The sequence below is a fragment of the Janthinobacterium sp. 75 genome (assembly GCF_004365495.1).
Lineage (GTDB): Bacteria > Pseudomonadota > Gammaproteobacteria > Burkholderiales > Burkholderiaceae_D > Janthinobacterium.
Genome location: NZ_SORD01000001.1, coordinates 914,579 through 930,837, shown reverse-complemented (window position 1 = coordinate 930,837; position 16,259 = coordinate 914,579). Strand labels below are relative to the sequence as shown.

Here is a 16,259-nt window from a genome sequence, read left to right as displayed (position 1 = left end):
CAGATAGTGAACGGCGGTGCTGGATAAAAGAAAACGCCACCCGGAAGTGGCGTTTTCTTTGTATTCTTGGTGGCCCGGAGCGGCCCCCCGCCTGCTTATTCCACCGTCACCGACTTCGCCAGATTGCGTGGCTTGTCCACATCCGTGCCCCGCGCCAGCGCCGTGTGATACGCCAGCAATTGCAGCGCGACCACGTGCAGGATAGGCGACAAATCGCCGTAGTGCTCGGGCAGGCGGATGACGTGCAGGCCTTCGCCGGAGCTGATGCGCGAATCGACGTCGGCGAAGACGTAGAGCTGGCCGCCGCGGGCGCGCACTTCCTGCATGTTCGATTTCAACTTTTCGATCAGCGCGTCGTTCGGCGCGATGGTGACGACCGGCATTTCATTCGTCACCAGGGCCAGCGGGCCGTGTTTCAGCTCGCCGGCCGGATACGCTTCGGCGTGAATGTAGGAAATTTCCTTGAGTTTCAAGGCACCTTCCAGGGCGATCGGGTAGTGCATGCCGCGCCCCAGGAAGAGGGCGTTTTCCTTGCGCGCGAATTCTTCGGACCAGGCGATAATCTGCGGTTCCAGCGCCAGCACGGACGCGATGGCGACGGGCAGGTGACGCATGGCTTTCAGGTGCGCCGCTTCCTGTTCTTCGCTCAAGCGGCCATTGACTTGCGCCAGGCACAGGGTCAGCAGGAACAGGCCGGCCAGCTGCGTCGTGAACGCCTTGGTGGACGCCACGCCCACTTCCACGCCGGCGCGCGTGATGTAGGCCAGCGCGCATTCGCGCACCATGGCGCTGGTGGCCACGTTGCAGATGGTCAGGGTGTGCTGCATGCCCAGGCTGCGCGCATGCTTCAGGGCCGCCAGGGTGTCGGCCGTTTCGCCGCTTTGCGAAATGGTGACGACCAGGGTGTTCGGGTGCGGCACGCTGTCGCGGTAGCGGTATTCGCTGGCCACTTCCACGCTGACGGGCACCTTGGCAATCGCTTCGATCCAGTACTTGGCCGTCATGCCCGCATACGAGCTGGTGCCGCAGGCCAGGATCAGCACGCGGTCAATCTGCTTGAAGATGGCATAGGCGTTGTCGCCGAACAATTCCGGCATGATGCCCGTCACGCCTTCGAGCGTGTCACCGATGGCGCGCGGCTGTTCGAAGATTTCCTTCTGCATGTAGTGGCGGTATGGGCCCAGCTCGGCCGCGCCCGTATGCGCATGCACGGTTTTCACTTCGCGTTCGACAGGCTTGCCATCGACATCGACGATCCAGCAGCGCGACAGTTGCAGGTCGACCACATCGCCTTCTTCCAGGTAGATGATCTGGTCGGTCGTGCCGGCCAGGGCCATGGCATCGGAGGCGACAAAGTTTTCACCATTGCCCAGGCCGACGATCAGGGGCGAACCCTGGCGCGCGGCGACCACGCGGTGCGGCTCGTCGCGGCAGAACACGGCAATCGCATACGCGCCATCGAGGCGTTTCACGGCCTGCTGCACGGTCTCGAACAGGTCGCCGTTATACATGTGCTCGACCAGGTGGGCGATCACTTCCGTGTCCGTCTGGCTCTGGAAGACGTAACCGAGGGCCGTCAGTTCGGCGCGCAGTTCGTCATGGTTTTCAATGATACCGTTATGCACCAGCGCCACGCGGGCGTTCTCTTCCGTTGGGGAAAAGTGCGGGTGGGCATTGAAGGAAACAGGGGCGCCATGCGTGGCCCAGCGCGTGTGGGCGATGCCCGTAAAACCGCTCAAGCCTTCTTCGGCGATCTGCTTTTCCAGCTCGGCGACGCGCGAGGTGGAACGCGAACGCTGCAAACGGCCATCCGCATGCAGGGCGATGCCGCAGGAATCGTAGCCGCGGTATTCCAGGCGCTTCAGGCCTTCGACCAGGATGGGAGTGATGTTACGTTGCGCTACCGCGCCGACGATGCCGCACATGGAAACCTCTGTCTAAAATTTAATCAATGCAAGCATGCTAATGCAGAGTCAATGAAATATGCTTTCTAAATCTGTATATTTTTGACTAAATATTTCACCACTATTTTGCGGTGAAATATTATTTCATTTAGACTCAATATATTCTCCAATTCATCAAAATCATGATCCATAGCAATATTACTCTCGACGACATTGATCGTCGCATCCTGAACGCCTTGCAAATGGATGCATCGCAAACCAACAGTGAGCTGGCGCGATCGGTGCACGTCTCGGCGCCCACGTGTTTGCGGAGGGTCAAACATTTAATAGAAAGCGGTGTGATCGAGCGGCAAGTGGCCATCGTCGCGCCGCAGCTGGTGGGGGCGCGCCTGACGGCCATCGTGGAAATCACGCTCGATGTGCAGGCGGCCGAACGCATGGCGGAATTCGAGCAGCTGGTGGCGATGGAAGCGGCCGTGCTGCAGTGCTACCGCGTCTCGCCCGGGCCCGACTTCGTGCTGATGGTACAGGTGGCCGACATGCCCGCCTACCATGCGCTGGCGCACCGCCTGTTTGCCGCGCACGCCAATGTGCGCAATGTGAAAAGCTATTTTTCCACGTTTCGCAGCAAATTCGAGACGCGCATCGCTGTCTGATTTGCCATCAGCTGATTATCCACCGCTTGCCCACATGCTTATACGCGTCTTGCACACCGCTTATACGGCACTTTTACACAGGCTTATGCACAAGCTGGGCCACGCTCCATGAGCGATGGCACGGGGATTTTTCTCCAGTAATGTCCAGTCTGGATGACACCGTGCCCGACAAAGCAGTGCCGCTCACGCATGCCCTCAGAGCAAGGTATTGCCACGGTGACTTTTACACCGCTTTCACACAGCTTGCCAACAGGCTTACGCACCACTTATCGACAGATTTATCCACAGCCACCAACCGGTGGCGAGGATACGTTCAGAAATGCACTTGCACGTCGGCATGAAACCGGTAACCGGCATTGCGTGCGGTATTGATGGGCAAGGTCATGCCGGTGGCCAGCTCGGCCTTGCGGCGCAAACGGCTGATCTGGGTGTCCAGGCGGCGCTGCGCCAAGCACAGGGCACAAGCCGAGGCCAGCCTGCTGCGCGTGGCCCTGCGTAAGCTGCTCAGCAATGCTGACCGGCATGCGCCGCAGGCCCAGGCGATTCGCGTGCAAGACGCCACGCTCGATGACGGCCGCGTACACATCGTCGTCAGCAATGCGGGCGAACTCCTGCCTGCCGATGAAATCCCGCGCCTGCACCAGAAATACTGCCGCGGCCACATCGCCCAGCACAAGCCTGGTGCAGGATTGGGCCTGTACTGGGTACAGCGCATCGCCGTGTATCCCGGCGCCGGGGCAGGCGTGAACCGGGCGGGCCGCAGTGAAATGCCCGAGCAATATGTCGCCAGGCCTGTTCTGATCGACTGCAGCACTTGCCCACATGCTATCCACCGCCTATTCACGCGCTTTTCCACAGGTTTATCCACGGCAGCATATGGAAAGGCGGCGATGAAAAGCAGTTATCCCAACTTGTACCCAGACTATCCAGCGCTTGTCCGCAGGCTTACGCACAGACTTATCCACAATAGAGGAGTAAACGCCGCTGCGGCGCTGGCAGCGAGCTACAAATCGAAGGAAAAGGGAGTGAGGGGCGCATGCCAGGTGCCAGGGAGAAACTTGCCAACAGCTTATGCACGGGCTTGCACACAGGCTTATTCGCTACTTGTGCAGCGGCTTACCCACATAGTTATCCACAAAAAAAGGCAGGCCGCGAGGCCTGCCTGTGTGCAAAAGTGAACGGTACCGCTTACTTCTTGATTTTCACGGGGCGCGTCCAGCCGTCGATGGTTACTTGGCGCGCGCGCGAGACCGTCAGCTTGCCGGCCGGTGCATCTTTCGACAAAGTCGTGCCGGCACCCAGGGTAGCGCCTTTGCCGACGGTAACGGGCGCGATCAGCTGGCTGTCGCTGCCGATAAAAACGTCGTCTTCGATGACCGTGCGGAATTTATTCACGCCATCGTAGTTGCAGGTGATGGTACCGGCGCCGATGTTGACCTTCGAGCCGATGGTGGCGTCGCCGATGTAGGCCAGGTGGTTGGCCTTGCTGTGCGCGGCGACCTGGCTGTTCTTCACTTCAACGAAGTTGCCGATATGCACGTCTTCCGCCAGGACCGTTCCCGGGCGCAGGCGCGCGTAAGGGCCAATGATGGAAGCGCCGCCGACGACCGCGTCCTCAATATGGCAAAACGGCTTGATGTGCGCATCAGCGGCCACGGTGGCATTGATGATGACGTTGTTGGCGCCCACGCGCACGCCATCGCCCAGTTCCACTCTGCCTTCGAACACGCAGCCAACGTCGATGGTGACATCGCGGCCACAAATGAGTTCGCCACGCACGTCGATGCGGGCCGGGTCAAGCAAGGTCACGCCCCGTTCCAGCAGCGCTTGCGCGATATTGTTCTGGTGGATGCGTTCCAGTTGGGCCAGTTGCACCTTGCTGTTGACGCCCGCCACTTCCCACACGGCAGCCGGATGTGCCGAGGTGACGGCCACGCCATCGGCGACGGCCTGGGCGACGATATCGGTCAGATAGTATTCTCCTTGGGCATTGTCATTCGACAAGGCCGACAGCCATTGCTTCAGGGCCACGGTGGGCGCGACCATGATGCCGCTGTTGATCTCGCGGATGGCGCGCTCGCTTGGGGAAGCATCCTTTTCCTCGACGATGCGCACGATGGCGCCGTTGTCGCGCACGATGCGGCCCAGGCCAAACGGATCGTCCTGTTCCACGGTCAGGATGGCCAACTTGTCGTTACCGGCCGCCTGCACCAGTTGCTGCAGGGAGGCGGCGCTGGTCAGCGGCACATCGCCGTACAGGATCAGGGTGGGCACGCTGTCGTCCAGCAAGGACACGGCTTGCTGCACGGCATGCCCCGTGCCCAGCTGCTGCGTTTGCTCGGCAGCATCAATCGCCAGGCCATGGTTCGTCTTGTAGCCATCAAGCAACTTCAGCACCGCTGCGCCCCCATGCCCGTAAATCACGCATAATCGGGACGGCGCCAGGCCGCGCGCCGTGTCGATGACGTGCGACAACAGCGGCTTGCCAGCCAAAGGATGCAATACCTTGGGCAGTGCCGACTGCATGCGTTTGCCCATACCGGCAGCGAGAATGACAACGTTCATAGACGGTTATTTTTATAAGTTAAGAATATGAAAAAGTTTAACACGCAGGCCCCGTCTTCCACGCCCTTTGGCCGTTTTACTTATGCCGTGCTTGCCATCATGCTCGTCGTCATGGCCGGCTGCAGCGGCTTGCGCCTGGCCTATAACAATGGCGATACCGTGTTGTACTGGTGGCTGAACGCGTATGTCGACCTGGACCGCGATCAGAAGGGCTGGGTGCGCGATGATATCGACAAGCTGTTCGACTGGCACCGCAAGACGCAATTGAAGGACTATGTGGAAATCCTGCGCACGGGCCAGAAGCAGCTGCAAGGCAATATCACGCAGGCGGACCTGATGAGCGACTACAGCGAGATCAAGCAGCGCACCCAGGCGCTGCTGCTGAAGGCGGCGCCCGAGCTGGCCGACCTGGCGCGTTCGCTCAAGCCCGAGCAAATTGCGCAGATGGAAAAGAAGTTCAAGTCGAACAATGAGGATTACCGCAAGAAATACCTGAGTGGCGACCAGGAGAAGCGCCAGAAATTGCGCTACAAGAAAGCCATGGAGCAATTCGAACTGTGGTTCGGCAGCTTCAGCAGCGAGCAGGAGGCCATCATACGTAAAGCGTCCGACGCGCGTCCGCTGAACAATGACATCTGGCTCGACGAACGCATGCGGCGCCAGCAGAACGTATTGAACCTGGTCAAGAAAGTCCACCAGGAAAAACTCGGCAAGGAAGCGGCTGCGGCCTTGATCGCAAGCCTGATCAAGGACAGTTTCGAGCGCCTGGAACACTCGGAGCGCAAGGCATTTTTTGACAGCTACGAAGCGAGCACTGCGCAAATGGTCTTGACGGTGATCAAGATCGCCACGCCAACGCAAAAGGCCCACGCCGTCAAGCGCATGCAGGGCTGGATCGACGATTTCAATTCCCTGGCCACACAGCCCAAATAGACCGGCAGCGCCAGCAGGGGGGATGGGGCCATATGCTATAGTGGCCGCCATCGAATTGAAAAAATGGAACGCCTAGCAAAACCGTAGCGAGCGGCAGTGAGTTGTGGCTAAGAAGCGCAGCTGTGCGAATGCACAGTGAGCATCGCAGGCCGCAAATCGCGACGCACAGTAGGTTTTGTTAGGTGTTCTAAATGCCCATGCAAAAGAAAATTAAGAAACCCGCCAAAGTCCCCGTCCACCACGCGCCGCCACCGAACCAGGTACGCATCATCGGCGGCCAGTGGAAGCGCTCCGTGCTGCCTGTTTTGCAGGCACTGGGCTTGCGCCCGACGCCGGACCGCGTGCGCGAAACCGTGTTCAACTGGATCAACCACTTGCGCGATGGCAACTGGGCCAACGCCCAGGTGCTGGATCTGTTCGCGGGCAGTGGCGCACTGGGCTTTGAAGCGGCCAGCCGCGGCGCCGCCGCCGTCACCATGGTCGACACGCATACACCCGTGATCCGCCAGCTGGAAGAGAACAAGGCGAAGTTGCGCGCCGACAACGTGCAGCTGCTGCGCGGCGACGCCCTGCTGACGGCGCAAGGCCTGGCATCGCGCGGCCAGCGTTTCGACCTGATCTTCCTCGACCCGCCCTACCAGCAGGATTTTCTGGCCAAGGTATTGCCCTTGTGCGCCAACTTGCTCAAGGAAGGCGGCATGATTTACGCGGAATCGGGCTTGCCGCTGGTCTTCGACGACAGCAGCGAATTGGAAAAACCCGAGTGGATGGCGCCGTGGGAAGTCATCCGTGCCGACAAAGCGGGTACCGTTTATTATCATTTGCTAACTTACAACAAAGTGACGGCAACTGCCTGAATCTGCCTATAAATTAGGCAAAAAGGCTCCCTGGCCCGAGGCGCAGCACCAATTTCAGGCATAATGCCCGTCTATATTGGTGCATCGTTAGGGAGCCGCAATGGTTGTAGCCGTTTATCCAGGAACATTCGATCCACTCACACGCGGTCATGAAGATCTGGTGCGCCGCGCATCGGGTCTGTTTGACAAGCTGATCGTCGGTGTGGCCGACAGCAAGAACAAGCAACCGTTTTTCTCGCTCGACGAACGCCTGGAAATCGCCAACGAAGTACTCGGCCACTATCCGAATGTGCAAGTGGAAAGCTTTTCCGGCCTGCTCAAGGATTTCGTGCGCAAGCATGAAGCTAGGGTCATCGTGCGCGGCTTGCGTGCCGTCTCCGACTTCGAATACGAATTCCAGATGGCGGGCATGAACCGCTACCTGCTGCCCGATGTCGAAACCATGTTCCTGACACCGTCCGACCAGTACCAGTTCATTTCGGGCACCATCGTGCGCGAAATCGCGGCGCTGGGCGGCGATGTCTCCAAGTTTGTCTTCCCCTCGGTGAACCGCTGGCTGCAAAACAAGATTGCCGCCAACGCGGCATCATCGCAATAAGTAAGAGTGAAATCATGGCATTACTGATCACAGACGAATGCATCAATTGCGACATTTGCGAGCCCGAGTGCCCGAATGACGCGATCTACATGGGCGCAGAAATCTACGAAATCGATCCCAACAAGTGCACCGAATGCGTGGGGCATTTTGGCGAGCCGCAATGCCAGCAAGTGTGCCCCGTCAGCTGCATCCCCTTCAATCCCGCCTGGCGCGAAAGCCCGGAGCAATTGATGGCCAAGTACGAACGCCTGCAGGCGGAACTGCCTGCGGCCAAGGCCTAAGCGCTCTTCGTCCTCCTCACCGCCGCCCCGCGCGGCCCTCTTTTGCCAACTGTTCTACACTGTGTGCTGACTTATCCACAGCCCATGGTTTCCACGGAGGTAGAAGATGCAAATAAGCACATCCCGTTTGGGCCGCACCCTGGCTTGTGCCTGCCTGTGCGCCGGCCTGGCGCAAGCGGCGCTGGCCATTGAGGTAGGCGGCGTCAAGCTGGACGACACGGTGCAGCTGGCCAGCCGCGAATTGAAACTCAACGGCGCAGGCGTGCGCTACAAGGTCATCTTCAAGGTCTACACGATTGCGCTGTACCTGCCGGAAAAGAAAACCCAGCTGGCCGACATCCTGGCGCTGCCCGGGCCGCGCCGTCTCGAAATCGTCATGCTGCGCGACATCACTTCCGACGAGCTGGGTCTAGCCTTCATGCAAGGCTTGAAGCGCAGTTCCGACCAGGCCGACCGCACGCGCCTGCTGAGCCAGACGATGCAGTTCGGCGCCATGTTCGCCATGGTGCCCGGCCTGAAAAAGGGTGACATCCTGACGGTGGACTGGCTGCCGGAAGAGGGAACCCTGTGCAAGCTGAATGGCAAGCAGGTGGGCGACACGGTACCGGAACTGGCCTTTTACAATGCGCTGCTGAAGATCTGGATCGGCGCCCATCCGGCCGACACCTTGTTGCGCGCCCATTTGCTGGGCGACGTGGCCTGAACAAAAACGCGGGCGTAAAAAAAGCCGGCTCACGCCGGCTTGTCATGCTGCAACCGTTTATCGCTCAGGCGCGCGTCGACAGGGCGCGCAATTCGGCGGCATTGCTGGGCGACACGCCATCCATCTTGCCCAAGGTGCGTTTCAAAGCTTGCGCTTCGCGCATCTGCTGGCGCGCCAGGCGCTCTTCGCGGCTCAGCTTGGGACGCACCACCAGCACCATGGCGCGGGCGATACCCACCAGCAAAGGCTTGAACAGCAGGGCGAAGGCGCCCACGGCCACGATCACCAGCACGAGTTGCAGGGCGTTCAGCAGGGAAATCTCCAGCACGGGTGCGGATACTGCGTACAGGGCGGAGGCGAAGGTAGACATACTGTTCCAGTGCATTATAGAATTTGCCAGTACTATAGTGCAGTGCAACATATAAATCTAATTCCATTTCTTGATACCAATTATATGAATCGTGAATGGAAAACTGTAATATTTTTTGACGAGTGAAAATATTCGCGTCCGGCGCGGTTTACACTCTTAAGTAATCAATTCAACTTTTATCTTGGGCTTTCCATGAGTTTTCTGACGCTGGATCTGAACTTGCTGCGTGTTTTCGACGCCGTCATGACGGAACAAAACCTGACGCGCGCAGCCGGCCACCTGGCGATGACGCAGCCGGCGGTATCGAACGCCATCAAACGCCTGCGCGAGAGCCTGGGTGACGAATTGCTGATCCGCACGGCGTATGGCGTGAAACCCACGCCCCGTGCCGAAGCGCTGTGGCCGTCCGTGCGCTCGGCCCTGGCCAGCCTGGAAGCGGCCGTCACGCCGGAAACCTTCGACGTATCGAAGACGCATGCCACCTTCCGCATGGCCATGGCCGATGCGACGGCCGCCTTCTGGCTGCCCTCGCTGATGCGTTCGATCGAACGGGAAGCACCGGGCGTCAACGTGCGCATGATGCCGCTGACCACGCGTGAACCGCGGCCCATGTTGCTACGCGGCGATATCGACCTGGCCGTGGGCTTCTTTCCCGGCGTGGCGGCGCAATTGTCGAGCGAAACGGGTTCGCCCATCCGCCACGAGCGCTTGTATTCCGGCAAGTATGTATGCGTGATGCGGCGCGGTCACCCGCTGGCCGACAAGGAATTGACCTTGGATAACTATTGCGCGGCAAACCATTTATTGGTGAGCTTTTCCGGCCGCGCGCATGGCTTGATCGACGAGGCGCTGTCACAGATCCACCGCGAACGACGCATCTTGCTAACGGTCAACCAGTTCTTCACGGCCGGACGGGTAGTGGCCAATTCCGACCTGATCACCGTCTTGCCGCGCCACCTGATCGCCTCGACGGGCATGACGGAGTCCCTGCTGTACAAGGATTTGCCATTGACCCTGCCGGCCGTTCACCTGGACATGCTGTGGCACGAACGCGACGCGCGCAGCCCTGCCCACAAATGGCTGCGTAATCATCTGGAAAGCATGAACACGCCCACTCTGCGCACGGCCACGGCGGCAGGCGGCGGCGTAGCGCCCAAACCGCATATTGAATAAATTATCTGCCGGAACCTGAAAAAAACGCCTGATGAATCATCAGGCGTTTTTTTTCATGCGTGGCTGCTGGAGCGGTAACCAATTCTGAAGCCGCCCCAGTGCTTGCCATCGACGTGAATCGGCACGGATAAATCGTGCATGACTTCGCCCGTGTCGCGTTTATAGGTCTGCAACAGGAAGGGCTTGGTATTGCTGCCGCAGCGCGCCCCCGTGCGGTCGCTGAAGATGCGCTTGGTGCGGTTATTCACCATATCGGTCGCATAGTCGCCCGTCAGCGGCTGGGAAAACTTCTTGTTGTGCGTTGGAAAGTATCCATTGTTGTCGACGGCGCCCGCATACGCCAGATGGGGCAGGGCGGCCAGCAGGCCTTCCTGCAGATCGGGCAGCACCTTGTCCGTAAACGCGTCGAACTTCGTGTTGTGCTTGGGCGGATTGGTGTTCGGGATGGGGCGGTAGTGGCGGTCGAACAGGGCTTCGCGCGTAATGCGCCCCGATGCGATGGCTTGCTCGAACAGTTTGCCCACATCCCGCGCGGCGCGCTGGGCCGCCTCGCGGATCTCGTCGTGCGGCGTGGCCACGCTCGATTCACCAAGGGCGCTGGCGATTACTTCAGCGCGCTCGGCCAGGGCCATGGCCGACTGCGTGGCGCGTGGCAATTCGGCATTCGTCGACAGCATGCTGTCGCGGATTTGCAGGATGGCGTCGGCGATCAGCTGCGTGGTGTCGACATGTTCGCGCGAGGCGCGGGCAATTTGCCCGATAGCGTCTTCCGATACGCCCGACGATTCTTCGATGTGGCTGAGCGAGGCATGCACGCTTTCCACATTGCGCGCCGCTTCCGTCACGCCCGCCGCCAGCGAACTCATGCCACGCGCCGCTTTTTCTGACTGTTCATTGATTTCGCGCACCATCACGCTGATTTCATCGGAGGCTTCCTTGGTGCGCTGCGCCAGTTGCCGCACTTCACCGGCCACCACGGCAAAACCGCGTCCATGTTCACCGGCGCGCGCGGCCTCGATGGCGGCGTTCAGCGCCAGCAAGTTGGTGCGCGCGGAAATATCGGAAATGGCTTCCGTAAAGCCTGTGATGCGTTTGGATTTTTCCTGCAAGCTCAGCATTGTGCTGGAGGCGCCTTGCGCTTCTTCGCGTGCGTTATTGATGCGGCGCAAGCCCTGATCCACTTCGGCCCGTGCCGCCACGCTTTCCACGCGCACGCCAGCGGCTACCTTGGCGGCCCGTTCCGCGTTGGCGGCGATCTTTTCCGTCATCATGGCATTTTGTGCGGAACTGTCGGCGATGTCGCTTGCCGTGCGCACATCGAGTTCCACCTTCTGTTTGACGGAATCGACAAAATACGAGGTTTCCGCCGCGCCTATCATGATGGCATCGATGGCGTTGCCCACCGTATCGGCGAACTGGTGCAAGCCCGGCTCGCCGCGCCGACGGCTGGCGAACGCCAGCAGCGCGGCGCCAATGGCGGCCGCCACGCAGGCAATCAGATAAGGATGATCGCCGCCCGATAGCAGCAGCAGATAGGCCAGGCAGCAGGCAACGGCCATGGCCAGGATCGTGAATACAAAGAAACGCACCAGCTGATGCTGCAACTGCTTCATTTGTCCCCCGCTGCGCGAACCCGTCACGTCCCCGCGGGGACGTGCTGTAACCGTATGCGGGTGGGCACGATTGCCCACCTTGCACCCTGAACGTAACGTCTGCGCGGCGTTTCAGGCGGCTACCGGGTAGCAGAATTGTAGTTCCACCCTACAACATTTGTTCCGATAGCTCAATCAGAAAAGTGGGCTGGCTACACCGAGGTCACTTAATTGGCAATTTCGTGGTGTTTTTGACCTCTTCCATGACGGCATAAGTGTGGGTTTCCCGCACACCTTTCTGCAGCAAGGTCTTGCCGAGGAATTCGCGGTAGGCAGCCATGTCCTTGACACGTGCCTTGACCAGGTAATCGAAACCGCCAGCCACCATATGACATTCCAGTACCTCTGGAATGATTTGTACGCTATGCTTGAAGGCGTCGAACACTTCCGGCGTCGTGCGATCGAGCACCACTTCGATGAACACCAGCAGCGAGACGTCGAGCAGTTGCGGGTTCAACTGGGCCGTATAGCCCATGATGTAACCGGATTCGTGCAACTTGCGCACGCGCTCCAGGCAGGCGGCAGGCGACAGGTTCACGCGCGCGGCCAGCTCCACATTGCTGATGCGTCCATCACTCTGCAATTCCATCAAGATTTTCTTACTGATCTTGTCCAGCATTACCATCACCCCCAAATTAATATTATTTGGTTAAATTGTCGCATCAAAAACTATCTATTGCTAGCCCCCTGTATTACCAGAATTAATCCATAAGAATCCCCTTTACAATCGAATCATCTTAACGTCCGACTTTCTGTATTTTTTTGCACCAAAAAAGAGCAAGAATTACGTCAGTTTTCGTCCCCTTTTTCCTTGTAAAGAGCACTTATGCACCCTGCAGGCCCCTCGGCTTTTACCCCGATTCCTTTTGCTGCGTTCCAGGCGGAAATCCTGCCCGAAGCGACACCACAACGCGCCGCCATCACCGCCGCCTATAGGCGCGATGAGGTTTCAGCCGTGCAATGGCTGTTGCAACAAGTCCGCCCCAGCAGTACCGAAACGACGGCCGAGGGACAAGCGCTGGCGCACCGCCTGGTCTCGAACGTGCGCCAAAAACGCACGCGCGCATCGGGCGTCGATGCACTGATGCACGAGTTCTCGCTGTCGTCGGAAGAGGGTGTTGCATTGATGTGTCTGGCTGAAGCGCTGTTGCGTATACCCGACAGTCAAACGGCCGACCGCCTGATCGCCGACAAAATCAGCAAGGGCGACTGGCGCAAGCATCTGGGCGAATCGCCGTCACTGTTCGTCAATGCCGCCACCTGGGGCTTGCTGATCACGGGAAAACTGGTCAGTACCAGCAGCGAATCGGGCCTCGGTTCGGCCATGACCAAGCTCATCGCCAAGGGCGGCGAACCGCTGATACGCAAGGGCGTCGACCTGGCCATGCGCATGCTGGGCAACCAGTTCGTGACGGGCCAGACCATCGAGGAAGCGTTGAAAAACAGCCGCGAGAATGAAACGCGCGGCTACCGTTACTCGTACGACATGCTGGGCGAGGCTGCCCTGACACAGCAGGATGCGGCCAATTACTACGCCTCATACGAAACGGCAATCCATGCCATCGGAAAGGCCTCGAACGGGCGCGGCATCCGCAACGGCCCCGGCATTTCCGTGAAACTGTCGGCCCTGCACGCGCGCTACAGCCGCGCCCAGCGCGCCCGCGTCATGGAAGAATTGCTGCCGAAAGTCAAAGCGCTGCTGCTGCTGGCCAAACAGTACAACATCGGCTTCAACATCGATGCGGAAGAAACAGACCGGCTGGAACTGTCGCTCGACCTGATGGAAGCACTGGCCTTCGATGCGGACCTGGCCGGCTTCGACGGCATCGGCTACGTGGTGCAGGCGTATCAAAAGCGCTGCCCCTTCGCCATCGATTTCCTGATCGACCTGGCGCGCCGCAGCGGCCGCAAGTTCATGGTGCGCCTGGTCAAGGGCGCGTATTGGGATGCGGAAGTCAAACGTGCGCAAGTCGATGGCCAGGAAGGCTATCCCGTCTACACGCGCAAGGTTTACACGGACGTCTCTTACCTCGTGTGCGCGCAAAAACTGCTGGCTGCCAGCAGCCTGATCTATCCGCAATTTGCCACGCACAACGCGCAAACCCTGTCGACCATTTATACCTGGGCGAAGCGCGATGGCATTACCGACTACGAATTCCAGTGCCTGCACGGCATGGGCGAAACCCTGTACGACCAGGTCGTCGGCCCCGACAACCTGGACAAGCCGTGCCGCATCTACGCTCCCGTCGGCTCGCACGAAACCCTGCTGGCCTACCTGGTGCGCCGCTTGCTGGAAAACGGCGCCAACTCGTCGTTCGTCAACCAGATCGTCGACGAAAGCGTGGCCATCGATAGCCTGATCCGCGACCCCCTGGAGCTGGCGCGCCTGCAGGGCGGCTTGCCGCACCCCTCGATTCCACTGCCGCTGGACATGTTTGGCAGCGAGCGCAAGAACTCGGCCGGCCTGGACCTGTCGAATGAAGACACCTTGCGCACCCTGGCCACCGGCCTGGCGCAGCAGCAGCAATGGCAGGCAGCGCCGCTGATCGACGGCGCCGTCAGCCTGAATGGCCCCGCGCACATGCTGCACAATCCGGCCCAGCACGACGATGTCGTGGGCAAAGTCATGGAAGCCGGTCCGGCCGACGTGGAAACGGCGCTGGCCAGCGCCAGCGCGTACGCCATGGACTGGCAAACAACGGAACCGTCGATCCGCGCACAAGCATTACAACGCGCGGCCGACCTGTTCGAAGAGCACCATATCGAGCTGATGGCCCTGGCCGTGCGTGAGGCAGGCAAGTCCTTGCCGAACGCAATCGCCGAAATCCGCGAAGCCGTCGACTTCCTGCGCTATTACGCGGCGCAGGTGGAACATGCGCCGGCTACCCTGGCCCTCGGTCCCGTCACCTGCATCAGCCCGTGGAATTTCCCGCTGGCCATTTTTACGGGCCAGCTGGCCGCCGCGCTGGCGGCGGGCAACGTGGTGCTGGCCAAGCCGGCCGAGCAAACGCCGCTGATCGCCCACCGCGCCGTGCAACTGCTGCATGCGGCGGGCGTGCCGCGGGGCGCGCTGCAATTTTTGCCCGGTAGCGGCGAAATCGTTGGCGCCGGCCTGTGCAATGACGCGCGCGTGAAAGGCGTGATTTTCACGGGCTCGACAGAAGTGGCGCAATTGATCAACCGCAACCTGGCCGCGAGGGCCGTGGCTGAAAGTATCGACATTCCACTGATCGCCGAAACGGGCGGCCAGAATGCACTGATCGTCGATTCGTCCGCCTTGCCGGAACAAGTGGTCCAGGACGTGATGTCGTCGGCCTTTGACAGCGCCGGCCAGCGTTGCTCGGCCTTGCGCGTGCTGTTCCTGCAAACGGAAATCGCCGACAAGACCATCCACATGCTCAAGGGCGCCATGCAGGAATTGCGCGTTGGCAATCCTGACCGCCTGGCCACCGATATCGGTCCCGTCATCGATGCGGAAGCGCAAAGCAATCTGCTGGCGCACATCAACAAGATGAAAACCGTGGCCATCGACCATTATTCGCTCGATTTGCCCACCGTCAAAGGCACGTTCGTCGCCCCGACCGTGCTGGAAATCAAGTCGCTGGCGCAATTGACGCAAGAAGTTTTCGGTCCCGTGCTGCACGTGATCCGCTACAAGCGCTCCGAATTGCCGCAACTGGTGCAATCGATCAACGACAGCGGTTACGGTTTGACCCTGGGCATCCATACGCGCATCGATGAAACCATCGATTTCATCACCAAACGCGCGCACGTGGGCAATATTTATGTGAACCGCAACATCGTTGGCGCCGTCGTCGGCGTGCAGCCGTTCGGCGGCGAAGGCAAATCGGGAACTGGTCCCAAGGCGGGCGGGCCCCTGTACCTGAAACGCCTGCAGCGCAATGCGGCGCCCGGCACGCAGCACCAGCGTCATGCGCCGCCAGCACTCGACGCGCTGACCGTGTGGGCGAAGATGCATGGCCACGACAAGGTCGAGCAACTGGCGCAGGAATACGCACGCACCACCTTGCTGGGCAGCACCACTGTCTTGCCAGGCCCGACTGGCGAGCGCAATACCCTGAGCTTTGCCGCACGCGGCACGATTTTGTGCGCGGCGGCCACCTCCGGCACCTTGATGAACCAGCTGGCAGCAGTCCTGGCCACCGGCAACCTGGCCCTGGTGCTGGCGCAAGCGCTGGATCTGATCCCGGGCGACTTGCCGGCAGCGCTGAAGGACCGCATCCAGGTCGTCAGCAGCCTGGATGCGGTCCAGCATGATTTCCAGATCGCCATGATCGAGCCTGGCCTCGATGGCCAGCTCAAACCGCTGCTGGCGGCCCGGGAAGGGGCCCTGGTGAGCACTATCGCCACCACGCAGGAGGGTGTCATCCCCCTGTGGCGCCTGGTCGCTGAGCGCGCGCTGTGCGTGAATACAACGGCAGCAGGCGGAAATGCAAGTTTAATGATGCTGAGTGTCTAAAGGATCCTGAGAAAAAGTCCATGGCGTTGTTGCCTTGCCTGGCCGTACATTCGTACTGCCTGCGGCAATGCGCCTGTCCCTGAACAT

General features: G+C 60.0%; 14 protein-coding genes. 9 read left to right on the top strand and 5 right to left on the bottom strand.

What is annotated here, in order from left to right; translation table 11 throughout:
* Positions 1–95: 95 nt before the first annotated feature.
* Positions 96–1,925: a glutamine--fructose-6-phosphate transaminase (isomerizing) gene (gene glmS, locus C8C89_RS04385; RefSeq protein ID WP_101483340.1), complete on the bottom strand. Its 1,830-nt coding sequence runs from the start codon at positions 1,923–1,925 to the stop codon at positions 96–98.
* 161 nt (positions 1,926–2,086) lie between these two features.
* Here glmS and C8C89_RS04380 point away from each other — a divergent pair, with 161 nt between their 5' ends.
* Positions 2,087–2,560 carry an Lrp/AsnC family transcriptional regulator gene (locus tag C8C89_RS04380; RefSeq protein ID WP_101483341.1) on the top strand — a complete coding sequence of 158 codons (474 nt, stop codon included), beginning with the start codon at positions 2,087–2,089 and terminating at the stop codon, positions 2,558–2,560.
* Positions 2,561–2,931: 371 nt separating this feature from the next.
* Positions 2,932–3,738 (top strand): ATP-binding protein, encoded by an 807-nt coding sequence (locus C8C89_RS04370; RefSeq protein WP_133988980.1) that lies wholly within the window; start codon positions 2,932–2,934, stop codon positions 3,736–3,738.
* 10 nt (positions 3,739–3,748) lie between these two features.
* On the opposite strand, the gene glmU is transcribed toward C8C89_RS04370, so the two are convergent.
* A complete protein-coding gene (gene glmU, locus C8C89_RS04365; protein ID WP_133988979.1) occupies positions 3,749–5,125 on the bottom strand; it encodes a bifunctional UDP-N-acetylglucosamine diphosphorylase/glucosamine-1-phosphate N-acetyltransferase GlmU in 1,377 nt (458 codons plus the stop codon).
* Positions 5,126–5,152: 27 nt separating this feature from the next.
* Between glmU and C8C89_RS04360 the strand changes: the two genes are divergently transcribed.
* The 5 genes from C8C89_RS04360 (at position 5,153) to C8C89_RS04340 (ending at position 8,497) form a co-directional block, all read left to right on the top strand.
* The gene (locus C8C89_RS04360) at positions 5,153–6,058 is read left to right on the top strand and encodes a DUF6279 family lipoprotein (protein WP_180338547.1); all 906 of its coding nucleotides are present in this window, start codon (positions 5,153–5,155) and stop codon (positions 6,056–6,058) included.
* 197 nt (positions 6,059–6,255) lie between these two features.
* Entirely contained in the window at positions 6,256–6,915 is a 660-nt protein-coding gene (rsmD, locus tag C8C89_RS04355; protein WP_208327672.1) for a 16S rRNA (guanine(966)-N(2))-methyltransferase RsmD, read from the top strand.
* Positions 6,916–7,015: 100 nt separating this feature from the next.
* Positions 7,016–7,513 carry a pantetheine-phosphate adenylyltransferase gene (gene coaD / locus C8C89_RS04350; protein ID WP_034752633.1) on the top strand — a complete coding sequence of 166 codons (498 nt, stop codon included), beginning with the start codon at positions 7,016–7,018 and terminating at the stop codon, positions 7,511–7,513.
* Between the two features lie 14 nt (positions 7,514–7,527).
* Entirely contained in the window at positions 7,528–7,794 is a 267-nt protein-coding gene (locus C8C89_RS04345) for a YfhL family 4Fe-4S dicluster ferredoxin (protein ID WP_133988977.1), read from the top strand.
* Between the two features lie 106 nt (positions 7,795–7,900).
* Positions 7,901–8,497 (top strand): chalcone isomerase family protein, encoded by a 597-nt coding sequence (locus tag C8C89_RS04340; RefSeq protein ID WP_101483345.1) that lies wholly within the window; start codon positions 7,901–7,903, stop codon positions 8,495–8,497.
* Between the two features lie 64 nt (positions 8,498–8,561).
* Here C8C89_RS04340 and C8C89_RS04335 read toward each other — a convergent pair whose 3' ends face one another.
* Positions 8,562–8,867 (bottom strand): hypothetical protein, encoded by a 306-nt coding sequence (locus C8C89_RS04335; protein ID WP_101483346.1) that lies wholly within the window; start codon positions 8,865–8,867, stop codon positions 8,562–8,564.
* Between the two features lie 192 nt (positions 8,868–9,059).
* On the opposite strand from C8C89_RS04335, the gene C8C89_RS04330 reads away from it, so the two are divergent.
* Positions 9,060–10,040, top strand: coding sequence for a LysR family transcriptional regulator (locus C8C89_RS04330; protein WP_034752642.1), 981 nt, complete (start codon positions 9,060–9,062; stop codon positions 10,038–10,040).
* A gap of 53 nt (positions 10,041–10,093) precedes the next feature.
* Here C8C89_RS04330 and C8C89_RS04325 read toward each other — a convergent pair whose 3' ends face one another.
* Positions 10,094–11,653 carry a methyl-accepting chemotaxis protein gene (locus tag C8C89_RS04325; RefSeq protein ID WP_133988976.1) on the bottom strand — a complete coding sequence of 520 codons (1,560 nt, stop codon included), beginning with the start codon at positions 11,651–11,653 and terminating at the stop codon, positions 10,094–10,096.
* 202 nt (positions 11,654–11,855) lie between these two features.
* Positions 11,856–12,311 (bottom strand): Lrp/AsnC ligand binding domain-containing protein, encoded by a 456-nt coding sequence (locus tag C8C89_RS04320; protein WP_010393827.1) that lies wholly within the window; start codon positions 12,309–12,311, stop codon positions 11,856–11,858.
* A 207-nt stretch (positions 12,312–12,518) separates the two neighbouring features.
* On the opposite strand from C8C89_RS04320, the gene putA reads away from it, so the two are divergent.
* Positions 12,519–16,172: a trifunctional transcriptional regulator/proline dehydrogenase/L-glutamate gamma-semialdehyde dehydrogenase gene (putA, locus tag C8C89_RS04315; protein ID WP_133988975.1), complete on the top strand. Its 3,654-nt coding sequence runs from the start codon at positions 12,519–12,521 to the stop codon at positions 16,170–16,172.
* The last annotated feature ends 87 nt before the right edge of the window (positions 16,173–16,259 follow it).